Source organism: Gardnerella sp. KA01001, from assembly GCF_049244025.1.
GTDB classification, from domain to species: domain Bacteria; phylum Actinomycetota; class Actinomycetes; order Actinomycetales; family Bifidobacteriaceae; genus Bifidobacterium; species Bifidobacterium swidsinskii.
In genome coordinates this window covers 1,244,702-1,267,700 of the sequence record NZ_CP058366.1, presented here as the reverse complement: position 1 = coordinate 1,267,700, position 22,999 = coordinate 1,244,702, and the positions used below count along the sequence as shown (strand labels likewise).

At 39.2% G+C, this 22,999-nt stretch carries 18 protein-coding genes; 5 read left to right on the top strand and 13 right to left on the bottom strand.

Annotated features, from left to right (window positions below; translation table 11 throughout):
• Window positions 1–2 precede the first annotated feature (2 nt).
• Window positions 3–2,207 (top strand): InlB B-repeat-containing protein, encoded by a 2,205-nt coding sequence (locus HXT59_RS05205; protein WP_415690048.1) that lies wholly within the window; start codon window positions 3–5, stop codon window positions 2,205–2,207.
• A gap of 36 nt (window positions 2,208–2,243) precedes the next feature.
• Here the strand turns inward: HXT59_RS05205 and HXT59_RS05200 are convergent, their stop codons facing one another.
• The gene (locus HXT59_RS05200; protein ID WP_004111478.1) at window positions 2,244–4,907 is read right to left on the bottom strand and encodes a DNA gyrase/topoisomerase IV subunit A; all 2,664 of its coding nucleotides are present in this window, start codon (window positions 4,905–4,907) and stop codon (window positions 2,244–2,246) included.
• A 161-nt stretch (window positions 4,908–5,068) separates the two neighbouring features.
• Here HXT59_RS05200 and HXT59_RS05195 point away from each other — a divergent pair, with 161 nt between their 5' ends.
• A complete protein-coding gene (locus tag HXT59_RS05195) occupies window positions 5,069–6,328 on the top strand; it encodes an alkaline phosphatase family protein (protein ID WP_004111479.1) in 1,260 nt (419 codons plus the stop codon).
• Between the two features lie 133 nt (window positions 6,329–6,461).
• Here HXT59_RS05195 and sepH read toward each other — a convergent pair whose 3' ends face one another.
• Window positions 6,462–7,670 carry a septation protein SepH gene (gene sepH, locus HXT59_RS05190; protein ID WP_004111481.1) on the bottom strand — a complete coding sequence of 403 codons (1,209 nt, stop codon included), beginning with the start codon at window positions 7,668–7,670 and terminating at the stop codon, window positions 6,462–6,464.
• Window positions 7,671–7,828: 158 nt separating this feature from the next.
• On the opposite strand from sepH, the gene HXT59_RS05185 reads away from it, so the two are divergent.
• From HXT59_RS05185 to HXT59_RS05175, 3 genes are all read left to right on the top strand, one after another.
• Complete coding sequence (locus HXT59_RS05185; protein WP_004111484.1) at window positions 7,829–8,122, top strand: DUF4193 domain-containing protein; 294 nt, start codon at window positions 7,829–7,831, stop codon at window positions 8,120–8,122.
• Window positions 8,123–8,602 carry a dUTP diphosphatase gene (dut, locus tag HXT59_RS05180; RefSeq protein WP_004106773.1) on the top strand — a complete coding sequence of 160 codons (480 nt, stop codon included), beginning with the start codon at window positions 8,123–8,125 and terminating at the stop codon, window positions 8,600–8,602.
• A 122-nt stretch (window positions 8,603–8,724) separates the two neighbouring features.
• Window positions 8,725–11,076: a RelA/SpoT family protein gene (locus tag HXT59_RS05175; protein ID WP_012914125.1), complete on the top strand. Its 2,352-nt coding sequence runs from the start codon at window positions 8,725–8,727 to the stop codon at window positions 11,074–11,076.
• An 89-nt stretch (window positions 11,077–11,165) separates the two neighbouring features.
• On the opposite strand, the gene HXT59_RS05170 is transcribed toward HXT59_RS05175, so the two are convergent.
• The 11 genes from HXT59_RS05170 to HXT59_RS05120 all read right to left on the bottom strand — a co-directional run bounded on the left by HXT59_RS05170 (window position 11,166) and on the right by HXT59_RS05120 (window position 22,943).
• Window positions 11,166–11,447 carry an HU family DNA-binding protein gene (locus HXT59_RS05170; protein ID WP_004119480.1) on the bottom strand — a complete coding sequence of 94 codons (282 nt, stop codon included), beginning with the start codon at window positions 11,445–11,447 and terminating at the stop codon, window positions 11,166–11,168.
• A gap of 205 nt (window positions 11,448–11,652) precedes the next feature.
• Window positions 11,653–14,088, bottom strand: a complete 2,436-nt coding sequence (locus HXT59_RS05165; protein WP_421784248.1) for a lysylphosphatidylglycerol synthase transmembrane domain-containing protein — start codon at window positions 14,086–14,088, stop codon at window positions 11,653–11,655.
• Window positions 14,089–14,103: 15 nt separating this feature from the next.
• Entirely contained in the window at window positions 14,104–15,546 is a 1,443-nt protein-coding gene (gene purB / locus HXT59_RS05160; protein ID WP_012914127.1) for an adenylosuccinate lyase, read from the bottom strand.
• 62 nt (window positions 15,547–15,608) lie between these two features.
• Window positions 15,609–17,216, bottom strand: coding sequence for an alpha/beta hydrolase (locus HXT59_RS05155; protein WP_288231265.1), 1,608 nt, complete (start codon window positions 17,214–17,216; stop codon window positions 15,609–15,611).
• A 1-nt stretch (window position 17,217) separates the two neighbouring features.
• Window positions 17,218–17,406, bottom strand: a complete 189-nt coding sequence (locus HXT59_RS05150) for a hypothetical protein (protein WP_041160494.1) — start codon at window positions 17,404–17,406, stop codon at window positions 17,218–17,220.
• Between the two features lie 110 nt (window positions 17,407–17,516).
• Window positions 17,517–18,107: a DUF6466 family protein gene (locus HXT59_RS05145; protein ID WP_012914129.1), complete on the bottom strand. Its 591-nt coding sequence runs from the start codon at window positions 18,105–18,107 to the stop codon at window positions 17,517–17,519.
• Entirely contained in the window at window positions 18,104–19,219 is a 1,116-nt protein-coding gene (locus tag HXT59_RS05140) for a vWA domain-containing protein (protein ID WP_012914130.1), read from the bottom strand. Before HXT59_RS05140 ends, HXT59_RS05145 begins: the two co-directional genes overlap by 4 nt.
• Window positions 19,216–20,352 carry a vWA domain-containing protein gene (locus HXT59_RS05135; RefSeq protein WP_288231268.1) on the bottom strand — a complete coding sequence of 379 codons (1,137 nt, stop codon included), beginning with the start codon at window positions 20,350–20,352 and terminating at the stop codon, window positions 19,216–19,218. The genes HXT59_RS05140 and HXT59_RS05135 overlap by 4 nt, the downstream gene beginning before the upstream one ends.
• Complete coding sequence (locus HXT59_RS05130; RefSeq protein WP_012914132.1) at window positions 20,352–20,879, bottom strand: hypothetical protein; 528 nt, start codon at window positions 20,877–20,879, stop codon at window positions 20,352–20,354. The genes HXT59_RS05135 and HXT59_RS05130 overlap by 1 nt, the downstream gene beginning before the upstream one ends.
• Window position 20,880: 1 nt before the next feature.
• The gene (locus HXT59_RS05125) at window positions 20,881–21,822 is read right to left on the bottom strand and encodes a DUF58 domain-containing protein (protein ID WP_012914133.1); all 942 of its coding nucleotides are present in this window, start codon (window positions 21,820–21,822) and stop codon (window positions 20,881–20,883) included.
• Entirely contained in the window at window positions 21,819–22,943 is a 1,125-nt protein-coding gene (locus HXT59_RS05120; RefSeq protein ID WP_415685250.1) for an AAA family ATPase, read from the bottom strand. The genes HXT59_RS05125 and HXT59_RS05120 overlap by 4 nt, the downstream gene beginning before the upstream one ends.
• Window positions 22,944–22,999 lie beyond the last annotated feature (56 nt).

The following is a 22,999-nucleotide window of genomic DNA, read 5'->3' as shown; positions in this document are numbered from 1 at the left end:
AAATGAATAAGAGAACTGGTCTTATGTTGACTGCCACTATGATGGGTATTGCTACTGCTGCTTGTGCTTTCTGCATGGGGCAAAGTGCGAATGCTGCCGAAACTTCAGCTTCTTCTGGTGTTAATACGACTGTAAATTCTTCTACAAATAATTCTTTTACCACAGCTTCTAATACAGAAACTTCCTCTACAGAAGGTTCTTCTTCCGTAACTTCTTATAACGCAGCTTCTAATACGCCCAATGGGGGGGGGGCTGCTTTAGATAGCACTTCCGCAAAACCTTCTGGAAATACTGTACCTTCCAAGTCTAGCGAAACTGCAAAAACTGCCGAAACCACAAAATCTACTAAATCTTCTAAAGCTTCTGAATCTGTAACTGATGCTGAAAATTCTGAAAATGCTAGACTTACACAAACTCTTATAGATGTAAGCAATACTAATCTTCAAACAAATAATCGTGAAGATAGAAGCGTACACGCATCTGCAGAATCTAAAGCAGCATCAACTGATTCGGGTACTACAGATGATGCATCTTTAACTTGGACGAAGGACGACTTTAACATTTCTGACGATGGTAAAACTATTGGAGGTAGGAAAAATGTTTATTATCCGGAGACCGGTCAAACGGTAAATGAGTATGTGGACGGACTTAGTGCCAAAGGCAAGGAGAAACTTAAGAAAAATCATCATGTTGTGATTCCTGAGGGTATTGAGGTAATTCATGAATGTGCTTTTACCGGTCAGGCTGACAAAGTCGGGAATAAGCATAAACACGTTGACGGCGAGACTTATATTGAGGGTGTCACTCTTCCGCAATCTCTTAGAATAATAGAATATGGAGCTTTTGGTTGGAATAAAATTAAAGGAACCGTTGTTATTCCAAAAAATGTGGTTTCAGTAAGCGATGCAGCCTTTGTTGCTAATGAAATTGAAAAAGTTGTGTTTGAAGGCGTGCTTGATGATAAGGGAAAAGAGCACGATACAGATACTAATCCGTATTATCTTGCTGGAGTTGGTAGTGTTGCTTTCCAAGGTAATAAAATTTCTGAAATTGTCGTAAAAGGTAATTTAGGACAATATAAGTTTCGCTCAGGGGAAAATGATTCACCGTTTGACAATCAAAATCCTGGACCTTTCACTATTGAAGTGGGAGAGGAATACAAAAGTCCTATCAAAATTACGCAAGAAAGCGCTGGTCATACAATCAGTGTTATGGAGGGTTTTGAGGAGAATGGAAATCCTGTAACGATTGACCTCTCACCATATTTTAAGAAAAATGCTGATGGCAAATATGTAGCTGTAAAAACTGGCACACTTGAAGGTCAGTGCATTTTTTATGACTTTGTTCAGCGTGTGCCTAGGATGATTGGTAGATCGCGTTTTACATACAACATTGTTCCTAAAGCTACGATTTACACAGTTACTTTTGTAAATGGCGCTAATTCTCATTATGCTTCTGTGCAAGTTAAGGAAGGCAAGAGCATAAACGATAAGAGTGTTGATAGTCAGTCTATGCCTAAAGATCCTACGAAGATTGGGTACACTTTTGAAGGGTGGAATGAAGATCAAGACGGTACTGGTGCAGTGTTCCTTGCCAGCACTAGTGTAAACAAAAATTTGAAAGTTTACTCTATTTTTAAGAATTACTTACCAGTTATTACAGTTCAGAATAAGACTATTACTGAGGGTGATTCACTCGATTTGAATAGTCTTGTTGTGTCTGTTAGTGATATTGAGGATAATTCTATAGCAACTAAGGTTAAGCGTATTAGTGACGGTGGTTTTAATAACAATGTTCCAGGTGTTTACACTATCACGTTTAGCGTAACGGACAATGGCGGTGCTACTGCAACAGCAGTTGCAACAGTAACTGTTAATAAGAAGCCAACGCCTCTAATTCCACCAGCTCCTGCGCCGGAACCGGAGCTAACTCCAACTCCTGTTCCACTTCCTGAGTCGTCGGCCCCTGTCGCTCCAGGTCCGATTCTGACACCCTCTGAGTCTGAGACAGAACCTGAGTCAGCTCCAGCTCTTTCGCAACCCGAGCAACCGGAAGCTAAGCGCGTTGTTAAGCATCTTCCTAAAACTGGCTCTTCAGTAGCTATGGTAATAAATTATTTGTTTGCATCTGTGACTGCAGGAATTTTTGCACTTGTAGAAGCTAGAAAATCACTTCGCAGATATTCCAAGCATGCTCGCAAAAACTAGCTTTAAAAAGTGTAAAACTAGCAAGCAAAAACATTACTACCCAATGTGCGCAATTGGGGAAACGAGTTCAGTTCCAGAAGCATCCCTACGCATATCTGGCTTAGGTAACTCAACATTGCTTCCGCCTTCTGTAACGGCTTGCAATGGATAGTATCCAACGTACGCGTGTATCAACGTATCTTGACCTTTAAGGAATCTTTGCGAGCGCACGCCACCAGTTGCGCGACCTTTTGTTGGGTACATGTCAAATGGAGTAATCTTTGCAGAACCGTTTTCGGTTCCAGGAAGAGCTTCACTGTCTCCAGCAACGGTGAATACAACTGTTCCAGAAGCGGAGAATAAACCATTTTCACCTTCTTCGTAATGCCACTCTATTGATTTTTCTGGCACTACTGCGAAGGTTGCAACTTTAGCACCTTCTGCTAAACGAATGCCTGCCATTCCGCCTGCTGTGCGCCCTTGAGGTCTAACTTGTTTAGCGTCAAAGGTAAGTAATGAAGAATCACTACTAATGAACACGAGTCTGTCGTTGTCTTTTGCTGGAGCTGCGGCAATAACGGTGTCGTCGTCTTTTAAGTCAATTATGCTCCATGAATCCATGGTAGTTGGAGCTTCAAAATTCCATCTTTTAACTACACCGTTTCGTGTTCCAATTGCAAGTGGAGTAGCGTTTTGTGAGGCATCAAATGCTATTGCTGAAACTACGCGTTCTCCTCTTACTGGATCCGTGCTTTGCGTGGAAGTTAGCAGTTCTTGTGCTTTTACTCCGTGGTTGAGCAGCGCAGGTTTTCCTTCTTCATAGTTAAGTTGTGGCAAATCTGCAACATGAGCTAGAACTAGTCGACCAGATGAAGTAACAAGAGCACAAGTTGAACGCGTTGTTGTTGCAAACATTGTTTTACAAGGAGTGTTAAATACGTTGTTGTTGTGCGAATTCCAATGTTCTAACACTGCAATGCTTGTTCTGGCAATTAACCCTGAAGTGCTTAATGCTACTGCGCAAGGTTCGTCACTTAATTGCATTGCAACAGAAGATGCGTCAGCTTCTCCAGTTTTACGAGCTGCATTAGCTGCTGCAGCCAAATCTGCTTGAGTTGAAGTAATTTTATTTGCTGATTGCACAGCTTTAATCGCAATATCCTCACTGTTTTTATTTATGCTGGAGGCTACTGGAGTAAAACTACCATCTTCATTTTCGTCAAGCAAAATTGTTCTGCGTGGAGTATCCCATTGTTTAACTGCAGAATCCATATCTGCTATTACGACGTTGTCGAGTTTAGCTTCAGAACTTAATATTTGATTTAGCTCTTCAATTTTTTTGAGCAAATCGTCGCGTTCAGCTTCGAGCTCTATTCGGCTCATTTTAGTAAGTCTGCGAAGACGTAAGTCAAGAATATACTGTGCTTGAATTTCATCAAGATCGAATACTTTAATTAACTTAGTTTTTGCACTATCTGCATCTTCAGATGAACGAATGACCTGAATTACTTCATCAATATCAAGAAGTGCAAGAAGCAAGCCATCAACCAAATGTAAGCGTTCTTGAGCTTTTTTGCGCCTAAATTCGCTGCGTCTGCGTACCACGGTTCTGCGGTGAGAAATCCAAACGTCTAATAGCTCTCGCAAGCCCATTGTGTGAGGTCTACCGTCAACAAGTGCAACATTGTTAATAGTAAAGCTCTCTTGCAAAGGAGTGTGCTTAAAAAGTTGAGCAAGCACAGCGTTAGGATCAAAACCTGTCTTAATCTCAATAACAATACGAGTTCCGTTATGTCGATCTGTTAAATCAATAGCACCTGAAATACCGTCTAATTTTCTTGATTTAACTCCTTGAGAAATTCTTTCCAAAACGCGCTCTGGGCCAACCATAAACGGAAGTTCTGTAACAATAATAGCTTTTTTGCGAGCAGTAATATTTTCGATATGTGTTGTAGATCTTGTAGTGAATGCTCCGCGACCTGTTGCGTAAGCTTCGCGAATGCCACTTCGACCAATGATAATTCCTCCGCTAGGCCAGTCAGGTCCTGGAACTAGTTTCATAAGATCATCTAGGGTTGCATCAGGATGTTTCATAACATATTTTGCTGCAGCAACTACTTCGCCTAGATTATGCGTTGCCATATTTGTTGCCATGCCTACAGCAATTCCAGAAGCGCCATTTACTAAAAGATTTGGAATAGCTGCAGGAAGCACAGTAGGTTCTTTTAGTTTATTGTCGTAATTTGGTACAAAATCAACTGTGTCTTCGTTGATATCCGCGTTCATACCTAGTGATGCAGGAGCTAAACGCGCTTCGGTGTATCGAGAAGCTGCTGGACCGTCGTCAAGAGAGCCAAAATTACCGTGTCCGTCAACAAGTGGCAAGCGTAGGGAAAATGGTTGAGCTAGACGAACCATTGCCTCATAGATTGCAGAATCACCGTGAGGATGAAGTTTACCCATTACTTCACCAACAACACGCGCTGATTTCATATAAGCATGATCAGGACTCAAATTCATATTGCCCATTTGATACACAATGCGTCGCTGCACTGGTTTCATTCCGTCTCGTGCGTCCGGTAAAGCTCGAGCATAAATAACTGAATAAGCATATTCCAAGAAGGATTTGCTCATTTCTTCGTTTAATGGTGTTTCAACAATATGCTCTTTAACTTTTCTTGGGTCGAAAGCTTGCTGTGTTGAGTGATGGCGTGAGGGCATATTTAGAACTCCTTGAATGACATTACGGCTATCAATCTTACCAATTTATATGCACAAACAGCATGTTTTTGCTGAATTTTTCAGCAATTTGACTAGTTATTTATATAAATATTTGTTATTCGCGTTTTGTTCAATGCAATATAAGTGGTTCAATAGTAAGTATGAGTGCTGAAATACCGTCTGAAAATGATCTTTTGCAATTTGTTGGTAATGTTAAGTACGGTGATTTTTCTAATTCCGCAGTTAATGAAAATTTTTCTTACGATTTTAATGAAAAAAATCTTGGTGGAGCGTTACATATATCTTCGGTTCTTCCAGCTTTAAGTGATGCAATAGATGCTCCTGTTAAAACAGCTATTCATAACGATCCACACGCTTTGCGAGAAAGTCTTGGTTTCCCTAAATCTAATTCTGCAATTGTAGTGTTAATAGATGGTTTAGGATACTGGAATATTCTTATGCGCAAAGGTCACGCTCCTTATTTACGATCCTTGCTTAACGAATCAATAAATCAACGACCAATTAGCACGTGCGTTCCAAGCACAACTGTTGCTGCAATGGCTACTTTTGGAACAGGCACATGTCCTGGTCTTACTTGCATGACCGGTTACACGCAAAAGAATTCTCAAACTGGTAAACTTGCGCAGCTTATTCAATTTAATGATGCGCCTGATCCGCTAGTTTTGCAGCAAGAGCCGACTATATTTGAAAGTTTAGTTTCTAATGGAGTCCGTGCAGATAGCGTGGGATTACCAAAGTTTGAAAATACTCCTCTTACCAAAGCTGCTTTTCGTGGAGCAAATTATATTACTGCTGGAACTCCTAGAGCTCGCATTCTTAAGGCTGCTAATAACAGTAAAACTCCAGGTTTAACTTATATGTATTTACGTGACGCTGATAAAACCGGTCATAATTATGGTTGGGATTCTCAGCAGTGGGTTTCTGTTTTTGAGCAAATTGACGAGCAGTTGCGTCTTTTGCGAGCAAATTGTGCTCCTGGAACATTAATTGTTATTACTGCAGATCATGGGATGATTAAATCCGATCCCAATAAGCGAATTGATATTGCTAAACATGATGAGCTGATAAAAGGCGTATCGATGGTTGGCGGTGAACCTCGTTCTGTAATGTTGTATGCTAACAGTGACGCAAATCCTGAAGATATTATTTACCGTTGGCGTGAATATTTTGGAACTAATGCAATTGTACGCAGTAAAAAACAAGCCATTGACGATGGTATTTTTGGTTTAGTAAACAACAGGGCAGAGGATGTTATTGGCGATGTTATTGTGCAAGCTTGTGGAGCTTACACAATTGTTGATTCTCGCATTCAATCTGATAAAGCTATGAGTTTACCTAGCGTTCATGGATCGATGACTCATATGGAAATGGATATTCCGTGCCTCATAGATTTAGTGTAAGCGATTTTTGCTTCTATTATTGAAAATATTTTATAAATCGTAACTTAGCAAATAAAATGTGTGACACTCAAATTTTACTAAGAGTGTCACACATATTGTTAATAAGCGAAAAATTTATTTTTAAACTTCTTATTTAGCTTTCGCCAAATAATATTTCATCCCAGCTTGGTACTGCTGCTCTTCCAGCTTTACGTTTATTGTGCTCAGAAGATGATTTTTCTTGGCCATTAGTATTAATTTCTTGATTATTTTTAGCAGAATTTTGATTACTTTCAGCAGCATTTTTTTGCAAATTCGTACTAACAATATCTGCTTTTTCAGCATTTTGAACTTTCGCAGCCAATGATTTTTGTGCTTCATTAGACGCATTGACGATTTTGCTATTCGTTTCGTTTCTATTAATAAATTCAGCATCTGGTTGTATTAGCGAAGTCTGCTGAGGATTATCTTCTTTAATAAATTGCGTATTTGTTTCAGTAGAACGCTTAGAATAGCCTTTTTCTAATACTTGCTGTATGTCAGAATTATTGTCCTGATTTTCGAAGGAAGATTGGGCTTGTGCATCTGCAAGTTTGTCACTGTTTCTAAGTTCCCATTGAGAAACAGCTCGTTCGATTCTGGCAGAACGAATAGAATTTCCTGGAAGCTCTTCAGTGTTGAATGGGAAATTAATGCTTACAGTGTCTCTATAAGCTCCACCATATGGAGATTGTTTAGAAGTATCCGCTGCATTAACATCTTCACCAAGCAATAATCTAGACGAAGGGTTCGCGCATGTAACAGAGTTGTCATGCATGTTCCATGTCCACTCAGCTTTAATAGTGCGAGTAGCAGTTTTGAAAGTAGCAGTAATTCGCCATGGCTCTAATCCTCTGCGCGTTGCTTTCCATTGCACTGTTTCCATGCCAATATGTGCTTTAGCTAATGTTCTTTCAATTAAATCTGCAATAGTGCGCATATTGCTTTGTTTAGGAGCAGGTACTAGAAGGAACTGCTCAATTGCATACTGCTTTTCGGTTTCAACGCCTGCAGAAAAACGCCTAACTTGTGCTTCACTAACGTTGTATCTTTGCGCCACATGTGAAGGTGCAACTCCTGCGCGAATCAATGCCTGAATTTGCGAAATAGGCAATGTTGCATTAGATTGTATAGAATTTGTGCCAGCATCTGCTGAGTTATGTTCATCGCTGTTTTTACTCGTAATTTTATGTGAACCAGCGATGGCGCGTTCCAGCGTGTCGTCCACTTGAATACGTAACGGCGTGTTTTCACAAATGAAAATCAAATTACCGTCTGCGTCAATATGGTCGAAACTCGCCTCTTTTGGCGGATTTTCAAGCATTATGCACCACTTTCTTCGCTTTTAACAATACTATTTATATACTTTAGTCCATACACTGCATTCTTTACCATTTTATTTAAAATAAAAAATGTGTAATATACGGGGTAGCATTCGTGTATGCTATGCGCGTAAGTAGCTTTAAAAACGAAAGGACCATAATGGCACAGGATTATGATTCTCCTCGTAGCAAAGATGAGGACGAAGAGTCGTTGGAAGCTTTGAGTAAAGGTTCTCAAAATTCAAACAGCGATATTGACGATGATGAAAATGCTATTGCTGAAGACTACGAGTTGCCAGGTGCTGATTTAAGTAACGAAGATGCATCCGTAACTGTTATCCCTATGCAAGGCGATGAATTTATTTGTTCTGAATGCTTCTTAGTTAAGCATCGCAGCCAGTTAGCTGAAACTAATGCTGATGGTCAGCCTGTTTGTAAGGAGTGCGCAGCTTAAATGGCATATGACGAGACCTATACTGGCCCCGAACAGGTTGAGGTATTAATTAAGTATCTCGATGATGAAACATCTACATTACAGCCGCTTTGCTACGCGCATGCAGGTGATGCAGGTGCCGATTTAAGAACTACCCAAGATTTTACTTTGCGTCCTTTCCAGAGAGCGCTTGTTCCTACTGGAGTTGCTATAGCTTTACCTGCAGGTTACGTTGCTTTAGTGCATCCTCGTTCTGGTTTAGCAGCAAAACAGGGTGTGACTGTGCTAAATGCACCTGGAACAGTTGATGCCGGGTATCGTGGTGAAATTAAGGTTCCTCTTATTAATTTAGATCCTGAGAACACAGTGCAATTCCATAAAGGTGATCGTATCGCTCAAATGGTTATACAACGTTATGTAGAAGCACAATTTATTCCCGCATCTAAATTACCTGAATCTGATCGCTCTGATAAAGGTTTTGGCTCCACTGGCGTACAATAATCTTTTTATAAATATCCGACCGGTTTTTAAAACTGAGTCGGATTTATTGTATGTATTTTTTGTTTTGGTAGTGTATTGAGCGAATTGCAGGTAGGATAGTAAAAAGTACCAGGAGGTGCCAAATGGGTGAACTTCAAGAGGATGTAAAAGGATCCAATAGGCTCGGATGTGAAATCAGCGAAGATTCTCAAAATCCATTATTGCCAATATTGAGCATGTGCAAATGGCATCATCCTAATGAGGATATGAGCATTCTTCATAGAGCTTATGATCGTGCTGTAAAGCAGCATACAGGTCAAAGACGCAAATCTGGTGAGCCATACATTATTCATCCTCTTGCTGTAGCTCAAATTCTTGCAGATCTTGGAATGGGACCAATTGTTGTTGCTTCAGGATTATTACACGACACTGTAGAAGATACAGATTACACGCTAGAAGAATGTCGAGCTGAATTTGGCGATACTGTAGCAGGTCTTGTAGATGGTGTTACAAAAATATCCAACATGGAATATGGCGAAAGTGCTCAAGCAGAAACTATTCGTAAGATGGTTGTTGCAATGAGCCGCGATGTGCGAGTGCTTGTAGTAAAGCTTGCGGATCGTTTGCATAATGCTCGTACTTGGAGGTATGTTAAGCCATCAAGTTCACATAAAAAAGCAAGAGAAACTCTTGACGTATATGCGCCTCTTGCTAACCGTTTAGGCATGAATGCAATTAAAACTGAACTTGAAGAGCTGAGTTTTAAAGTATTGTATCCAAAAATTTATAATGAAATTGTTGTTTTAGTTGCTCGTAGAGCAGGTCAGCGTGAAGTTTATTTACGACAAATTCTTGAAGAAATTAATGCAGATCTTGCAGAACAACATGTTAAAGCATCGGTAAAAGGTCGACCAAAAGATTATTTCTCTATTTACCAAAAGATGATCGTTCGAGGTCATGATTTTGCTAATATTTACGATTTAGTTGGTGTGAGAATAATAGTCGATTCTATTCGTGACTGTTATGCAGCATTAGGTGCAGTGCATGCTCGATGGAGCCCTGTTCCAGGACGTTTTAAGGATTACATTGCAACTCCAAAGTTGAATATGTATCAAAGCTTGCATACTACAGTTGTAGGCCCTGGTGGAAAGCCAGTAGAGATTCAAATACGCACATGGGATATGCATAGGCGTGCTGAATTCGGCATCGCAGCTCATTGGAAGTACAAAGCTAATGGTCAGGCTGGTCGCGCTTTAAGTAAGCCTGATAATGATGATTTAAAACGCGAAAATAATATTGATGACAAAAAAGAGCTTAGCGAAGCAGATAATCTTAAGTGGATTCAACAGCTTGCTGATTGGACTAGTGAGACTCCAGATTCAGATGAATTCTTAGGTTCATTAAAACAAGATCTTGGTGCTTCTGAAGTTTATGTTTTTACTCCAAAGGGGAGTATTGTTGCGCTTCCGCAGGATGCAACTCCTGTTGATTTTGCATATTCTGTGCATACTGAAGTTGGTCACCGCATGATGGGTGCGCGTGTAAATGGACGCTTGGTTCCTCTTGATACGAAACTTTCAAACGGTGACACTGTAGAGGTGCTTACTTCAAAGTCGGATACAGCTGGACCATCTCGCGATTGGCTGAGTTTTGTAAAATCTCCTCGTGCTCGAAATAAAATACGTCAATGGTTTAGCAAGGAACGCCGCTCTGAGGCGATTGAAGAGGGCAAGGATGAGCTAACTCGCGCTATGCGTAAACGTAACTTGCCTTTAACTACTTTGATGACGCAGCAGGCATTAATTGGCGTTGCTGATGAATTGAATTTGCCTACTAATGTTGAGTCTTTATATGCGGCTATTGGCGAAGGTCAAGTTTCTACACAGAATGTTATTTCGCGTTTAGTAAAAGATGCGGGCGCTGATGAAGTTGCAGAAGAAGTAGAACAAGAAGCATTGCCTTTACGCCATGTTGAGCGCAGCCATAAGTCTAACGGTGCTTTGGGAGTATCAGTTAAGGGTGTTGGAGACGTTTGGGTCAAGCTTGCAAAATGTTGCATGCCAGTTCCAGGAGATATGATTATTGGTTTTATAACACGAAACCAAGGTGTGTCTGTGCATAGGACTGACTGCCAGAACATGCTCGATTTGCAAAAAACTCAATCAGAGCGCGTTATTCCTGTTCAATGGACTAGCGATAAAGGCTTGTTCTTGGTTAAGGTCCAAGTTGAAGCATTGGATCGACAACATCTTCTTTCGGATGTTACTCGCGTTCTTTCAGATCATGGAGTAAATATTCTTTCCGGAACTATTGCTACAGGCGATGACCGTGTTGCAACAAGTCAATTTACCTTTGAAATGGCAGATCCTCAGCACTTAGCAACTCTACTTGCTGCTATCCGTAAAATTGAAGGCGTTTTTGACGTTTACCGCATTACGGGAGCAAAAGATAGCGCAGAGCCGCGTTTGCGAAAAATGGAACGAGGAAATCTATAAAAGATGGGCACCCCAGCTTTGGAGTGCCCATCTTTGTTTTTGCGCAAATAGTATTTGTTTAATGTAATAAATACGAAAAACGCTTAATTTCAGGCAGTAACAGCCTTCTTCAACAAGGAGCCAGCGGAAATACGTACACCGTAAGAAGCTGGAATCTTGATGGTTTCACCGGTACGCGGGTTGCGGCCAGTGCGCTCAGCACGCTTTACGCGTTCTGCGGAGAACAGACCAGTAAGCTTCAAACCTTCACCGGACTGTAAAGCCTCAACGAACACATCCTGGAATGCGTTGACGGCGGCTTCGGCCTGTGCCTTGGTCAGGTTGGACTTCTGTGCGATCTTAGAAACGAGATCAGACTTGTTGTATGCCATGCAGCATCCTTTGTGTCAGGGGACCTTCTCTTCAAAGGTCACGTTCATACTAGATATTAGTACATTTTCCCTACAAATGTAGCCATTTTTGCAATTTTCTTAATATTTTTTATTTATTTTTTGCTATTTTTTATTTAAAACGTACTTGCATTGAAACAGATACGATATTTGCTAATAAAAATACACAAATGTTTGTAAATCTCACTTATATAAGCTCATTATTGCTGAGCCACTTCATTGCAAACGCGCCTAACGGAATTCTCAACCAGTAGAACATAAGCCTATACAGAAGAGTGGCAGACAAAGCAACTGTTGGAGGAACACCTACAGATGTAAATGCGAAAGTAAGAGAAGCTTCAACAGCACCCAAGCCGCCTGGCGTAGGCACTGCCGATCCAGCAGCGTTAGCAAGTAAGAATAGTAAGATTGTTTCCCAAGGATTTGCGTAATATCCAAATGCAAGCAAAGAAATCCAATAACCCAATCCAATGCATGAAACAAGCACAATAGCACCAAAAGAGCCTGCAATAAGTTGCATAGGATGTGAAATAAGTTCCTTAATTTGATGGCCGTAATCAGATAATATTGGCAAATAATGCTTTCGAATTGCTTTACGAGCGGACGGAATAACCATTAAAACACAAACTATAAGTGTGATTATTCCAATGAAAGTAATGAGCATATGAGTAGGAATCATTCCAGAAAGCACATTTTTACCAGTGAAAACGCCTATAGAAAGTAATACTAAAGTTGTCATTAATGCTTGAATAAGCCATACTGCACTAGTAATTGCTGTAGCTTGAGCTGAAGTGTACCCGCTTTTCTTTAATAATTGCATATTTACAAATGCAGGACCAACACCAGCAGGCATAGAAACTGCTGTGAAACCAGTAGCTGCTTGAGATGCAAACAAAACATGTGCAGAAGGTTTTTGATCATCCATGAATGAGCCGAGAGTAATTGCAGATCCAATCCAAGCAAACATGCTGCAAGCAAAGCACATAAATACCATTACATTATCTGCGTGACGCAAGGCAGCAAATACTTCCTGAGGATGCCACTGTGTAGCAATAACAGCGACAGCAACAATCGAAAGAACCAAGCTAACAAAGAAACGTATATTGAAGCGCGCTAAACGCACAGTATCATAATCTTCTTCATCTGTGTGTAAAGCAACTATTTGACTTAACTTATTGCAAAGATTTTGGAAAACTTTTTTATTCCAAGATGGCAAAGATCTCGTGGAAGCAGGAATAGCAGCTTTCTGCATAAAAGGCAATAGTGCAGATAACTTTTCTGCACCCCATGTGTTAATAGCAGCTTTAAGAGCAGTGTCAATATCTGTGCAAGATGCAATAAGCGTTAAAAGCTGAACTTTATCAAGTGCAATATTTGTATCATCGCTGGCAACGTCGCCGTTTTGCCAACCTGCAATAACTGGTGTTCCGTCTTCAAGCCTAGCAATAGTTTCAGGAGTGATGCGTCTATGCGTAATACCGCGAGTGTTAGCAGCATCTACATAACGCATTAATTTTGCTGCATCATCAATAGTTAAAGTGTTCAAATTGCAAGGCAGTAGAGCGTTAGAAGCGTGAAAAACCATTATTGAAGATTTATCACTGTCGCTTACTCCATAAACATTCGCTGTTGGCAAATGCATATTTCGTAAAACAAGAAGCATAGAAAGGTGGTGATGAACAGAATGTCTAGCAGAACGATCTCTACGAGTTGGTATATCTACTAAACGCACCCACTGCCATAATTGATTTAAATAACCTGGTAAATGAACTTGATTATCTAATACTGAAATTACATAACGTATGCCGTGGATGTCTGTTGCATCATACAATCTTGAATTTTCAATTAAATCGTCATCAAGACTTGAACGAAGAACTCCAGTATGATCAGCTTGCTGAGTTCTACGAGTTAATTGAGTAAGATTATCTATGCCAATATTTTTTAAAGCAAGAACAATATCGTCACCCCAAGCACCCTTACTGCGTGTGCCTTTTGCGAAACGAATAAGCGTACCAATTGCTCTTCCTAAGCAACATGATACAAGAATAGCAGAGTAGGAATCCCAAGATGAAAATAGAAGTATTGCTGTAACAATGAATAAAGCATTCCAGCCCCACGTTACATGCTTATATTCGCGTCTAGGACCACTAACTGTAAGAAAAGCAACCAGAACAGCATACATGTCTGGAAGCAAATCAGCCCAAGTGTTATTAGACCGCATTTGTAAAGATTCAATCAAAGCTATATTGTGTGTAGAAAATATCGCAATAGATAACAGCCATACTGAACCATAACTTATAAACAGCGTAATAACAGAAATAGCGGTATCAATCCAACGCCTGTCAGAAACCATGTGTGCAATAACTTCTGCAACAACAATAAGAGTAAGACCTTGCTGTATCAGAACAAATGAAAGATTATTAAAAGATAATCCTATAATTTGAGTAGCACTTCGTGCATCAATCTTCATAGCATCAGCCGTTGCTGATAAACACATTGACGACAACAAAGTAAAAACGCCAATTACAACTGATGATATTGCATACAACAAATCAGCCCAACTACGTACTAAGCTAGGCTGAGTATCTTCAATAACAAGATTTGGATTTATGCTAGATTGCATGGCTTTACCGTCTACTTAATCAATAAAGTCCACCAATTGTGAAGCAAATCCAGTGTAAGATTCTGGTGTCATTGCTTGCAAACGAGCTGCAGTATTGGCATCAAAGTTACGAGATTTAATGAATTCTTCTACGTCACTTTGTGAAATATGGTGACCGCGCATTAATTCTTTTACTTGCTCATATGGTCGTTCCATACCAGGTACGCCAGCAATTTCTTCAGCACGCATTGCTGTTTGAATTGGCTCTCCAAGAACTTCCCAATTTTCGTCTAATTCTTTTGCCATAAATTCTTTATTAGGATGAATAGACTTCAAACCGCCTAAAAGATTATTCAAAGCAAGAAGAGCATAGCCGAAAGCTGAGCCAACATTCCTTTGAGTAGTAGAGTCTGTAAGATCACGCTGCCAGCGGCTTTCAGTAAGAGTTGCACATAATGTGTCAAACAGTGAGCAAGAAATCTCAAGATTAGCTTCAGCGTTCTCAAAACGAATAGGGTTAACCTTATGAGGCATAGTAGAAGATCCTGTAGCTCCCTTTACAGGAACTTGCACAAAAATACCTCTGGAAATATACATCCATACGTCAACTGCAAGATTATGCAGAATATGGTTTATGTGACTTACAGTGCTATAAAGTTCAGCCTGCCAATCGTGGCTTTCAATTTGAGTTGTTAATGGATTCCATTGGAGACCCATTCTATTTTCAACAAACTCTTGAGATACGCTAATCCAATCAACTTCTGGGAAAGCAGCTAAATGAGCTCCAAAAGTTCCTGTAGCACCATTCAACTTTCCTAAATACTCTTGAGTATCAAGATGACGAAGTTGACGACGCAAACGATATGCAAACACTGCCAATTCCTTACCTAAAGTAGTTGGAGTAGCAGGCTGGCCATGAGTTAACGAAAGCATAGATAAATCTCTATATTCGTTAGCATTCTTAACTAAATAATCAACTATCGCTTCTAAATTCGGACGATAAACGTTTAAAACAGCTTGCTTTACGCAACGCGCAATAGAAAGATTATTAATATCTTCACTTGTGCATGAAAAATGTACTAAAGTTTTTAAATTTGAAAGCTCAGTAGCATGACCAAGCTTATTTTCTGCTTCGTCTAACGCATCGTCAATGTAGTATTCAACAGCTTTAACATCGTGATGAGTAATAGCCTCATGCGCAGCATGACGAGCAATTCCTTCAGCATCAAAATTTTCAGGAATAGAACGTAAATATGAGCATTCTTCATCAGTTAAAGGATTAACACCCTTAACAATTGGCTGGAATTGATTAGCTTCATAACCATTTGCGAGAAGAATCATCCACTCAACTTCTACACGCATGCGCTCGCGATTTAACGCAGGTTCGCTTAAATATTCAACGAGTGTGGATGTTTGATTATGATAACGTCCATCGAGAGGAGTCAGAGCTATTGCAGGAGAAATATCGGTAAGCTTCATAGTTTTAAGGTTACATCATGCTGCGAATTAGCTTAATTTTGCTCAATAAGAATTTAATTATTTTATTTTTTCATTACTCCTTGCCACAATGTAGTACTTTGCAATTTGCCATTAATAGTATTCTGAAAATGTCGATCTTGCTCGCGCACACTTTTAGATCCGAGTTGAAGAGCATCTTCATAAGCTGCAGTATGGTAATGCAAATCATGAGTTAAAGTTCTTTCTTCTGGAACGTCATTAACGAATATTCCGTCATTATTGAATTTTTTAGTCGAATATTGTTTGCCAGAAAAACGCGTGACTCCAGGAGGTAAAGAACGCTTAGATTCTTTAACATGAATTGCATGTCCATGAATAGTCACCCAATTATTTCTACGAGGATTCTCTTTGCCATCTAAAGAAGGCACAATCTCATCGTCCATCTCAATACTAGTAACCCAAGTTTTCTTAGGAATTGGATGATTTGCAATAGGAGATCCAGCAGTAACAACATGCTGTATGTTGTACTGTTTAGAGTAATCGCTTGCAATGCTTGCTGCAACAATGCCTCCCTGAGAATGTCCTACTAAAGCAACAGGCTCGTTAGGTTTAATTCCAGAACGTTTCATAGCTTCTACAACCATTCGAGTGCTATCAGCTTGTTTTCTAACTAAAGAACTATGACTCATTACTTCTGTGTTTTGTGCCCAACCAAAAGGAGAGTGTGCTTTACCGTCAGTGCCTGGAATTATTACTAACCATGACGAACTGCCATCGCTGCGCTTAAAACGTTGAATTGCAATAGTAGCAGCATCTGGATTAACAAGTGGTGGTCTAACGCCCAAATTTTCGCTTCCAAGTTCCGTTAAATTTTCTAAAGTTTCAAGCAGATTACGTCCAGGTCTAGCAAGAACAGATCCAGGTTTTCTCCACGTCTCATTTACTTTAGTGAGAAGTAAATTATTACCTTGCTTTCGATCATTAATAGGCGCGCTTACGAAGCTAAGAGCACTAGAAATAAATGGAATAGCTTGTGATAAATATTTTTGAGCATTGGATAAAAAGTTTAGTGAGGTTTCACGCTCTTTTTTATTTATGGGGCCTTTCGCATTTCCGGCAATAAATATTGGCAAACTTGTAATAGGATTTAAAATAAGGTGCTGCGATAAACCTCGAATAATTCCTTGTTGTATATTCTTAGTTGCGTAGGACCATCTAGCAAGATTTTGGAAACCTGAATGATTTTTATTATCTTGATTAACGGCGAAACCTGCGGACAATAAAACATGTAAAGCAAAAATAGGGTTTGCAAGAGCCAAGAAAGAAATTTTATTGTCTAACTCGTCTTTTGCACGAAATTCTGCATCTTCATACAAATTATTTGCTCTTGCAATAAGAAAAGCAAGATTTTCTAAATTTTGAGACATTAAATAACATTTATGAGCATATTCATGACATATGCTTTCAGTTAAAAATGATTGCGAAGAATCATGAATATATGCTCCTGATTCTTTTTGTATACCATAATTTTGACCGGCAATAACCATCGCTGCATTAAGCCATAAATTTTTTAGCGTAAGTAATTCTTTAGCAATATTATTGAGTTTTCTGGAAAAACTAATATACGCTTCTCTATCAGCAACGCTAAGCGTCATTCCACCTACAACAGAGGACTTAACTTTCCAAGACATACTATATTCCTCCGCGAATGTTATATAACGCATACGCTTGTGCAGAAATATTTTTCATACTATGACGAAAATGTTCGGCTGCAAGCCCTTGCCAATCTTCTAATTCAGTCGCTGCGGATTCTGCCATAACGCAGCGAGCGCACTCTTGAGTGCGTTGTATAAGCCATTGCCATTCGTAATATGTGTGCATAATCGTTATTACACACGTTTATTAATGAAAAGTCACTAAAAAATATTCAATGTGGTTAAAAGGTTATTAATACTTATTGCTTCGCTTATAGATAATCGTTGAAGATTTAATTACCAAGGCTTATTGCTGCTTTCATCAGTTTTAGTACGTTTTTCTGTCTTTTCTAAACCTTGCTGGTCTTCTTGATTCTGTGAAGATTGAGAATCCACATGATCGTTCTGTTTTAGCAAGTTTTCAACTTTATTGCGCTGAGCATTGCTCAATTGAGGGTTAGACGAATCTGACTGCTTTTTATCTTTAGAAGAATTGTTAGAATTATCGTTTTTAAAATGATTGTTATGCTTTTTCGGTTTCTGTTGCTTATTAGTATTGTTTTGATTCTGCTTTAATTTTTCTGTTAACTTTCGTGATAATTCAGCATTTTTGTCAATACTATTTCGAAGTTGAGGAAGCAGTATCATTTCTTGAGATTTAGCATCATCAAATTGCGCATCAGTTTGCTGTTGCTGAGTTAAAAGCACATTCTTGTCGCTATCGATACTCTTAGCAGATTTTATGTTAGAAATAAGGCTATCCGTGGCAGTATTATACGCGTATTGTGCTCTCCAATTTACGATAGCAAAATACGCTACGAATATCGCAATAATCAAGAACAAAAATGTAACAATGCGAATAATTGTGCGACTAGACATGTGCTTCATACTAATTTCCTTGAAGTTATAAACCACGACATTAATTCCCAAATTAAAAGTATCGACGCAAATATTGCAAACGGCCAAATAATTGGTTCAGGTCTCAAACGAGGTTTTGCTGTCTCGTTCATTCTCCATTGGTGTGAGAGAATTGGTTTTGCTTCGTCTCCAAATGTTACGTTTAAAGATGAGTGCATATACTTGCCGCTAAGTTCATCGGCAATATTTCGTAAGTTCTTTTCATCGAGCTTTGAAATGCCAGGATTTCCTGTAGCCGGATCAATAACCCATTGATTAGAGGTATTGTCTTCGCTGTAGTCGTCAAGTTGCAGCTGTGTTTTTTCCAAAGGTATTTTAGCTCCTTTAGATGAGCCTATTCCAATAACAAATGCGTTAGTAATATAAGCTCTGAGCGATGAAAATGTGCGGCGTTTTCGTTGAGTAGTTTCCTCACCGTCACTTAAAATATACAAAACTGTTGTATCATCTGGATGAGCATCATGTATAGTTTTTGCAGTAAGCAAAGTTTGATCTATAGGAGCGTCAAGACTAGTTCCAGTAGCTACGCTAGTTGGCTCAGTTCGTAGAGTATTTATCCAATTGTCAACTGCTCTAGCATCAGGCGTTAATGGGACATCAACAGACGTAGAAGCACCAAAAGAAATAGCAGCAAAACTTGAGTTAGCATAGGATTTTGTTATTTGATGAATAATATTCCTTGCTGCTTCAATACGCTCAATCTTACTATTTTTTGCATAATCAGCGTCTTTTGCTCTCATTGAACCTGTTATGTCTAGAGCAATAATCACATTTGTTGCATTTACTGCTCTTTGCAAAGTTGAACGCATAATACTTGGAGATAGCACGCAAATTATTAGCATTATACATATGCCAATACGTCTTAATCTCATGCAAAAAGTTTCATCACTTGATCCAGGTTTCCTACGTATAGGCACAATTTCAAAAAACATTGCTGCCAACAAAACCAATATTGCAATAATCGCAATAATCCAACCATATGACGGAGAAAAAACCAACTGACCTGCTTGAGAAGTGTCAGAAGCTTCAGTTTTAGCGTGTGCAAACAGTAGGGTAGTAGCAGAAAATAGTGTTGTTGTCATCGCTTCATCCTCTTTGCAATAGCTAACCAAATCACAACGCTAAACACAGTAAGCAAAACCCAAAGACCAGGATCGTCGCTAAATGCAGACTGAGCAGTGCCTTGAGGAATTGCAGTATGTCTTTTTTCAATTTCTTTTACTAAATTAATAACAGAATCAGAATTGCGTTGAGAAAGGAAAATTCCACCATGAGATTCAATAAGCTGTTTCATTTCTAACGTAGTGTCATCATTCTCATTCTGTTTTGCGCCAGAATATAATCCGTCGACAGTAATTTTAGCTTGCTTTGTTAAATCTAAAGCTTGCTTTAATGAGTAAGTTTGTTTTCCAGAAACAACATTATCTGTAGCAAGAACAATGGAAGCACTTCTATTAAAACGGCTTTGTATTTTATGGTTATTATGAGCAGAACCATAAATAAAACCTGGAAGCATTGCTGCACAACTAACTAAACCGTCTCCAATAAGCGATGTTGCGTTTTTGCGATTTTGAGTTCCTTCAAGCCAGTCAGAAATTTCCTGATATTGGCGTTGTTGTAAACGATTAATACGACTTTGCGATTGAACTCCGCCAAGCAAATTTGCAGCATACTGCAATTGTTTTTTAGCTAGTCGATAATCGTCAGTCAGTGGAAAAACTGTCCTAGATGTGGAGTTAAAAATGCTCAATCCAATGCGTTCACCCTGAAAATGCTCAATAAAATTAAGATACGCTTGAATCACTTCGCGATCATATGGTAGAGCAGAACCTGAAACGTCTAAGCATAAAACAATGTCTCTAGAACTAACTTGCTCGTTCGCATTAAACACTCGTGCTGGCCTGGAAGCAACAGCAAGCGCACTGCACAAAGATACTACCAATGCAGCCGTAGCAAACCTTCTAAACATTCGCCACATATACCATGAATGACTAGTAGTAGTTCCTTGTAGATCATTGTCAAAAGTAAAAGTATAGAATTTTCGCGTAATATTACTAGTTTGACTCTTATACTTCTTTTTTAAAATATTGCTACGAATGGAATCTAAAATTAGTAAGACAGCAAAAATTGATGCAGAAACAACAACGCCTGCAACAAAAAGCAATGGCCATTGCCATCTCCATGGCCATATGTATTCCCAAACATTATTACTCATCAACGTTTGTCCTTCGTTTGCCAGCCTTCAAGCAATACTAAAACCCATTCAGCAGCCTGCTCAACAGTAGTATTTCGCGCTTGCTCGTTTGCTTTGCGATCAGCAAATTCTGGAGGATACAAAGCAGATATTGTTTGGCGTAACATATCAGCACCTTTTTTATTGCGCCATTTCAAACGTAAAGAAGCCAATTCTCCCAAAGTGTGAGTTTGAATATCTTCACCGCTCATCTTCGAAATATAAGATCTAGCAATAGACGCCAATTTTGCACAAGCCTGATCTTTAGTAAGTTCATTGTTATGATACTTCTCAACAATCGCATCAATATCTTTACGCCAAGCTTGTTTGTTTACATTATGAACGTGAACTGCTTCTGTAGAATTGCTACTTTCAGTTAATTTTTTTGGCTTTTTAAAAGAAAAATATAAAACTGCAAAAGCAATAAAGATAACAACAAGCGATGCAGAAAGTAGTATTAAAAAAAGCGTTTCATCATGTAAAGGCTTTTGAATATCTTCCAGGCTCATTCTATTCAACCTCCTTGTTAAATGAGTCAGCAAGATAATTTGTACGGCTCACTTTTTGTGCAGAAATATGGAACACTTCTTCACTTGAAGAACCATGAATTATTGAAGATTGAACACCAAGCAGCATATCGTATAAAGCGTTTATTCTAATATTTCTACGAGCTTCGACTTCATTTTTATTTGATTCTTTTTTCAAAAACACTGGTACTTTACGTAAAGTAATTCCATCAAATATTTGCAAATCAATTGCAGCATCAAAAGGATTAATAGGAGAGACAACAATAACTACAAGCTTATGATTTTGCGTAATTTTACGCAAAGATTCAGAGTTATGAGCTTGTAATGCATACTCATCAGTTATTAAAACTACCAGACCATTATTGTCAATATTTTTTAGTAACGAAGTAAGCAACGCATCAATGTCTCTGGTATTCCTACGAGTATTAAGCAACGTATAATCTAGATTTCGCTCAAAATCAGAAAGATTACTAGCAGAATGAACATTGATAACGTTTTTTCCATCTGCACACAACAAAGAAACAGCATCATGACGTTTTAAACTCAAAGATGCAAAAAAGCATGCAGAGTTAGACGCAACTTCATACAGAGATTCTCCAGAAACACAAGCTCCATTCATATTGATGCTTGTATCTAAAGCAATCCAAGTATGAGAAGACGAAGTACGCTCTCTAGAAGACACCATAGGTTGTCCAGTTCGAGCACTCGCAGACCAATTCATCATGCGAGCTTCATCTCCTGGCTGCCACGCGTGTATGTCAATAACATCACCTGTGCCAAAACGTCTGTGCGAAGGATGGTCTCCCTCTAATAAGCCTAAAGCTTTACGCGCAATAGGCAAATCAATTCGCTGATCCAAAAGCTCAATTTTGCGACGCACGGCTTTAGCAGGTTCAGATAATACTAACCGCTTCGTACGCATCATGGCACAGGAACCGTCTTAACTAATGCATCAATTACTTGATCTGTAGTAATAGAATCAGCTAAAGCTTCAAAAGTTAAAAGTATGCGATGCCTTAACACTTCATGCGCAAACAATTTAATATCTTCAGGTATCACATAATCGCGTCCAGAAAGTAAAGCGTGAGCTTGAGCAATACGAATAAGTGCAATTGATGCACGAGGGCTAGCTCCCATACGAACCAATGAATTAATCGTAGGAAGTGGATGCGTACCTTCACCGCGAGAAGTGGCAACAAGATCAACTACATACTTCATAACTGCTTCAGAAACGTGTATGTGACGCGCTGCAGTACGCATAAAAACAACATCTTGCAAACTTATGCGTTGAGTATTTAGCTTTGAAGGATCAACGACATCCAATCCGCGTTGAGTAAGTAATTGCAGCATACGAACTTCCTCTTCAGGATTAGGGTAAGTCATAACTGCTTTTACCATAAAACGATCCATCTGGGCTTCTGGAAGATTAAATGTTCCTTCTTCCTCAATTGGATTTTGCGTAGCAATAACCATAAATGGTTGAGGCAGAGGAATTCTTTCGCCTCCAATAGTTGTTGCTCCTTCTGCCATAGCTTCAAGCATTGCAGATTGAGTTTTTGCGTTTGAACGATTAATCTCATCCAACAAAATAACATTTGCATGGATAGGACCAATTTGCGTAGTAAAATGTTGGGAAGCAAAATCAAAAACTTGAGTACCAACTAAATCTGCTGGCATTAAATCCGGAGTACACTGCACACGACGGAAACTACCTGACATAGCTGTTGCAAGAGTTTGAGCAGCAGTAGTTTTTGCGAGACCTGGTACTGATTCAATAAGAATGTGTCCGCCTGCAATAAGAGTAAGAATAAGAGACTCTCGTAAAGCGTCTTGACCGACTAAGGTTTGTGCAAAACGTGCGCGCAAAATATTTGCAATTTGTTGGCAACGACGTATGTCATCACTCGAAATAGTTGCAGTGACTTGCGCACTTGTATTAGAAACAGCAGACGGCTGAGGTACAGCTGATCCAATGCCAAGCTTAGAAGCAATTGAAGTTTTATCGGTTAACGGTTTCTTCTGTGGTTGCGGTGGGAATAATGCCATAAGAGACATTTTAACCGATATGCAGTACTGACATGTTCAAAAATGGCATTTTTATT

Bases quoted from the DNA above. Each gene is read 5' to 3' on its own strand.
- HXT59_RS05205 (WP_415690048.1), top strand. From the start codon at position 3: ATGAATAAGAGAACTGGTCTTATGTTGACTGCCACTATGATGGGTATT.
- HXT59_RS05200 (WP_004111478.1), bottom strand. From the start codon at position 4,907: ATGCCCTCACGCCATCACTCAACACAGCAAGCTTTCGACCCAAGAAAA.
- HXT59_RS05195 (WP_004111479.1), top strand. From the start codon at position 5,069: ATGAGTGCTGAAATACCGTCTGAAAATGATCTTTTGCAATTTGTTGGT.
- sepH (WP_004111481.1), bottom strand. From the start codon at position 7,670: ATGCTTGAAAATCCGCCAAAAGAGGCGAGTTTCGACCATATTGACGCA.
- HXT59_RS05185 (WP_004111484.1), top strand. From the start codon at position 7,829: ATGGCACAGGATTATGATTCTCCTCGTAGCAAAGATGAGGACGAAGAG.
- dut (WP_004106773.1), top strand. From the start codon at position 8,123: ATGGCATATGACGAGACCTATACTGGCCCCGAACAGGTTGAGGTATTA.
- HXT59_RS05175 (WP_012914125.1), top strand. From the start codon at position 8,725: ATGGGTGAACTTCAAGAGGATGTAAAAGGATCCAATAGGCTCGGATGT.
- HXT59_RS05170 (WP_004119480.1), bottom strand. From the start codon at position 11,447: ATGGCATACAACAAGTCTGATCTCGTTTCTAAGATCGCACAGAAGTCC.
- HXT59_RS05165 (WP_421784248.1), bottom strand. From the start codon at position 14,088: ATGCAATCTAGCATAAATCCAAATCTTGTTATTGAAGATACTCAGCCT.
- purB (WP_012914127.1), bottom strand. From the start codon at position 15,546: ATGAAGCTTACCGATATTTCTCCTGCAATAGCTCTGACTCCTCTCGAT.
- HXT59_RS05155 (WP_288231265.1), bottom strand. From the start codon at position 17,216: ATGTCTTGGAAAGTTAAGTCCTCTGTTGTAGGTGGAATGACGCTTAGC.
- HXT59_RS05150 (WP_041160494.1), bottom strand. From the start codon at position 17,406: ATGCACACATATTACGAATGGCAATGGCTTATACAACGCACTCAAGAG.
- HXT59_RS05145 (WP_012914129.1), bottom strand. From the start codon at position 18,107: ATGAAGCACATGTCTAGTCGCACAATTATTCGCATTGTTACATTTTTG.
- HXT59_RS05140 (WP_012914130.1), bottom strand. From the start codon at position 19,219: ATGACAACAACACTATTTTCTGCTACTACCCTACTGTTTGCACACGCT.
- HXT59_RS05135 (WP_288231268.1), bottom strand. From the start codon at position 20,352: ATGAGTAATAATGTTTGGGAATACATATGGCCATGGAGATGGCAATGG.
- HXT59_RS05130 (WP_012914132.1), bottom strand. From the start codon at position 20,879: ATGAGCCTGGAAGATATTCAAAAGCCTTTACATGATGAAACGCTTTTT.
- HXT59_RS05125 (WP_012914133.1), bottom strand. From the start codon at position 21,822: ATGATGCGTACGAAGCGGTTAGTATTATCTGAACCTGCTAAAGCCGTG.
- HXT59_RS05120 (WP_415685250.1), bottom strand. From the start codon at position 22,943: ATGGCATTATTCCCACCGCAACCACAGAAGAAACCGTTAACCGATAAA.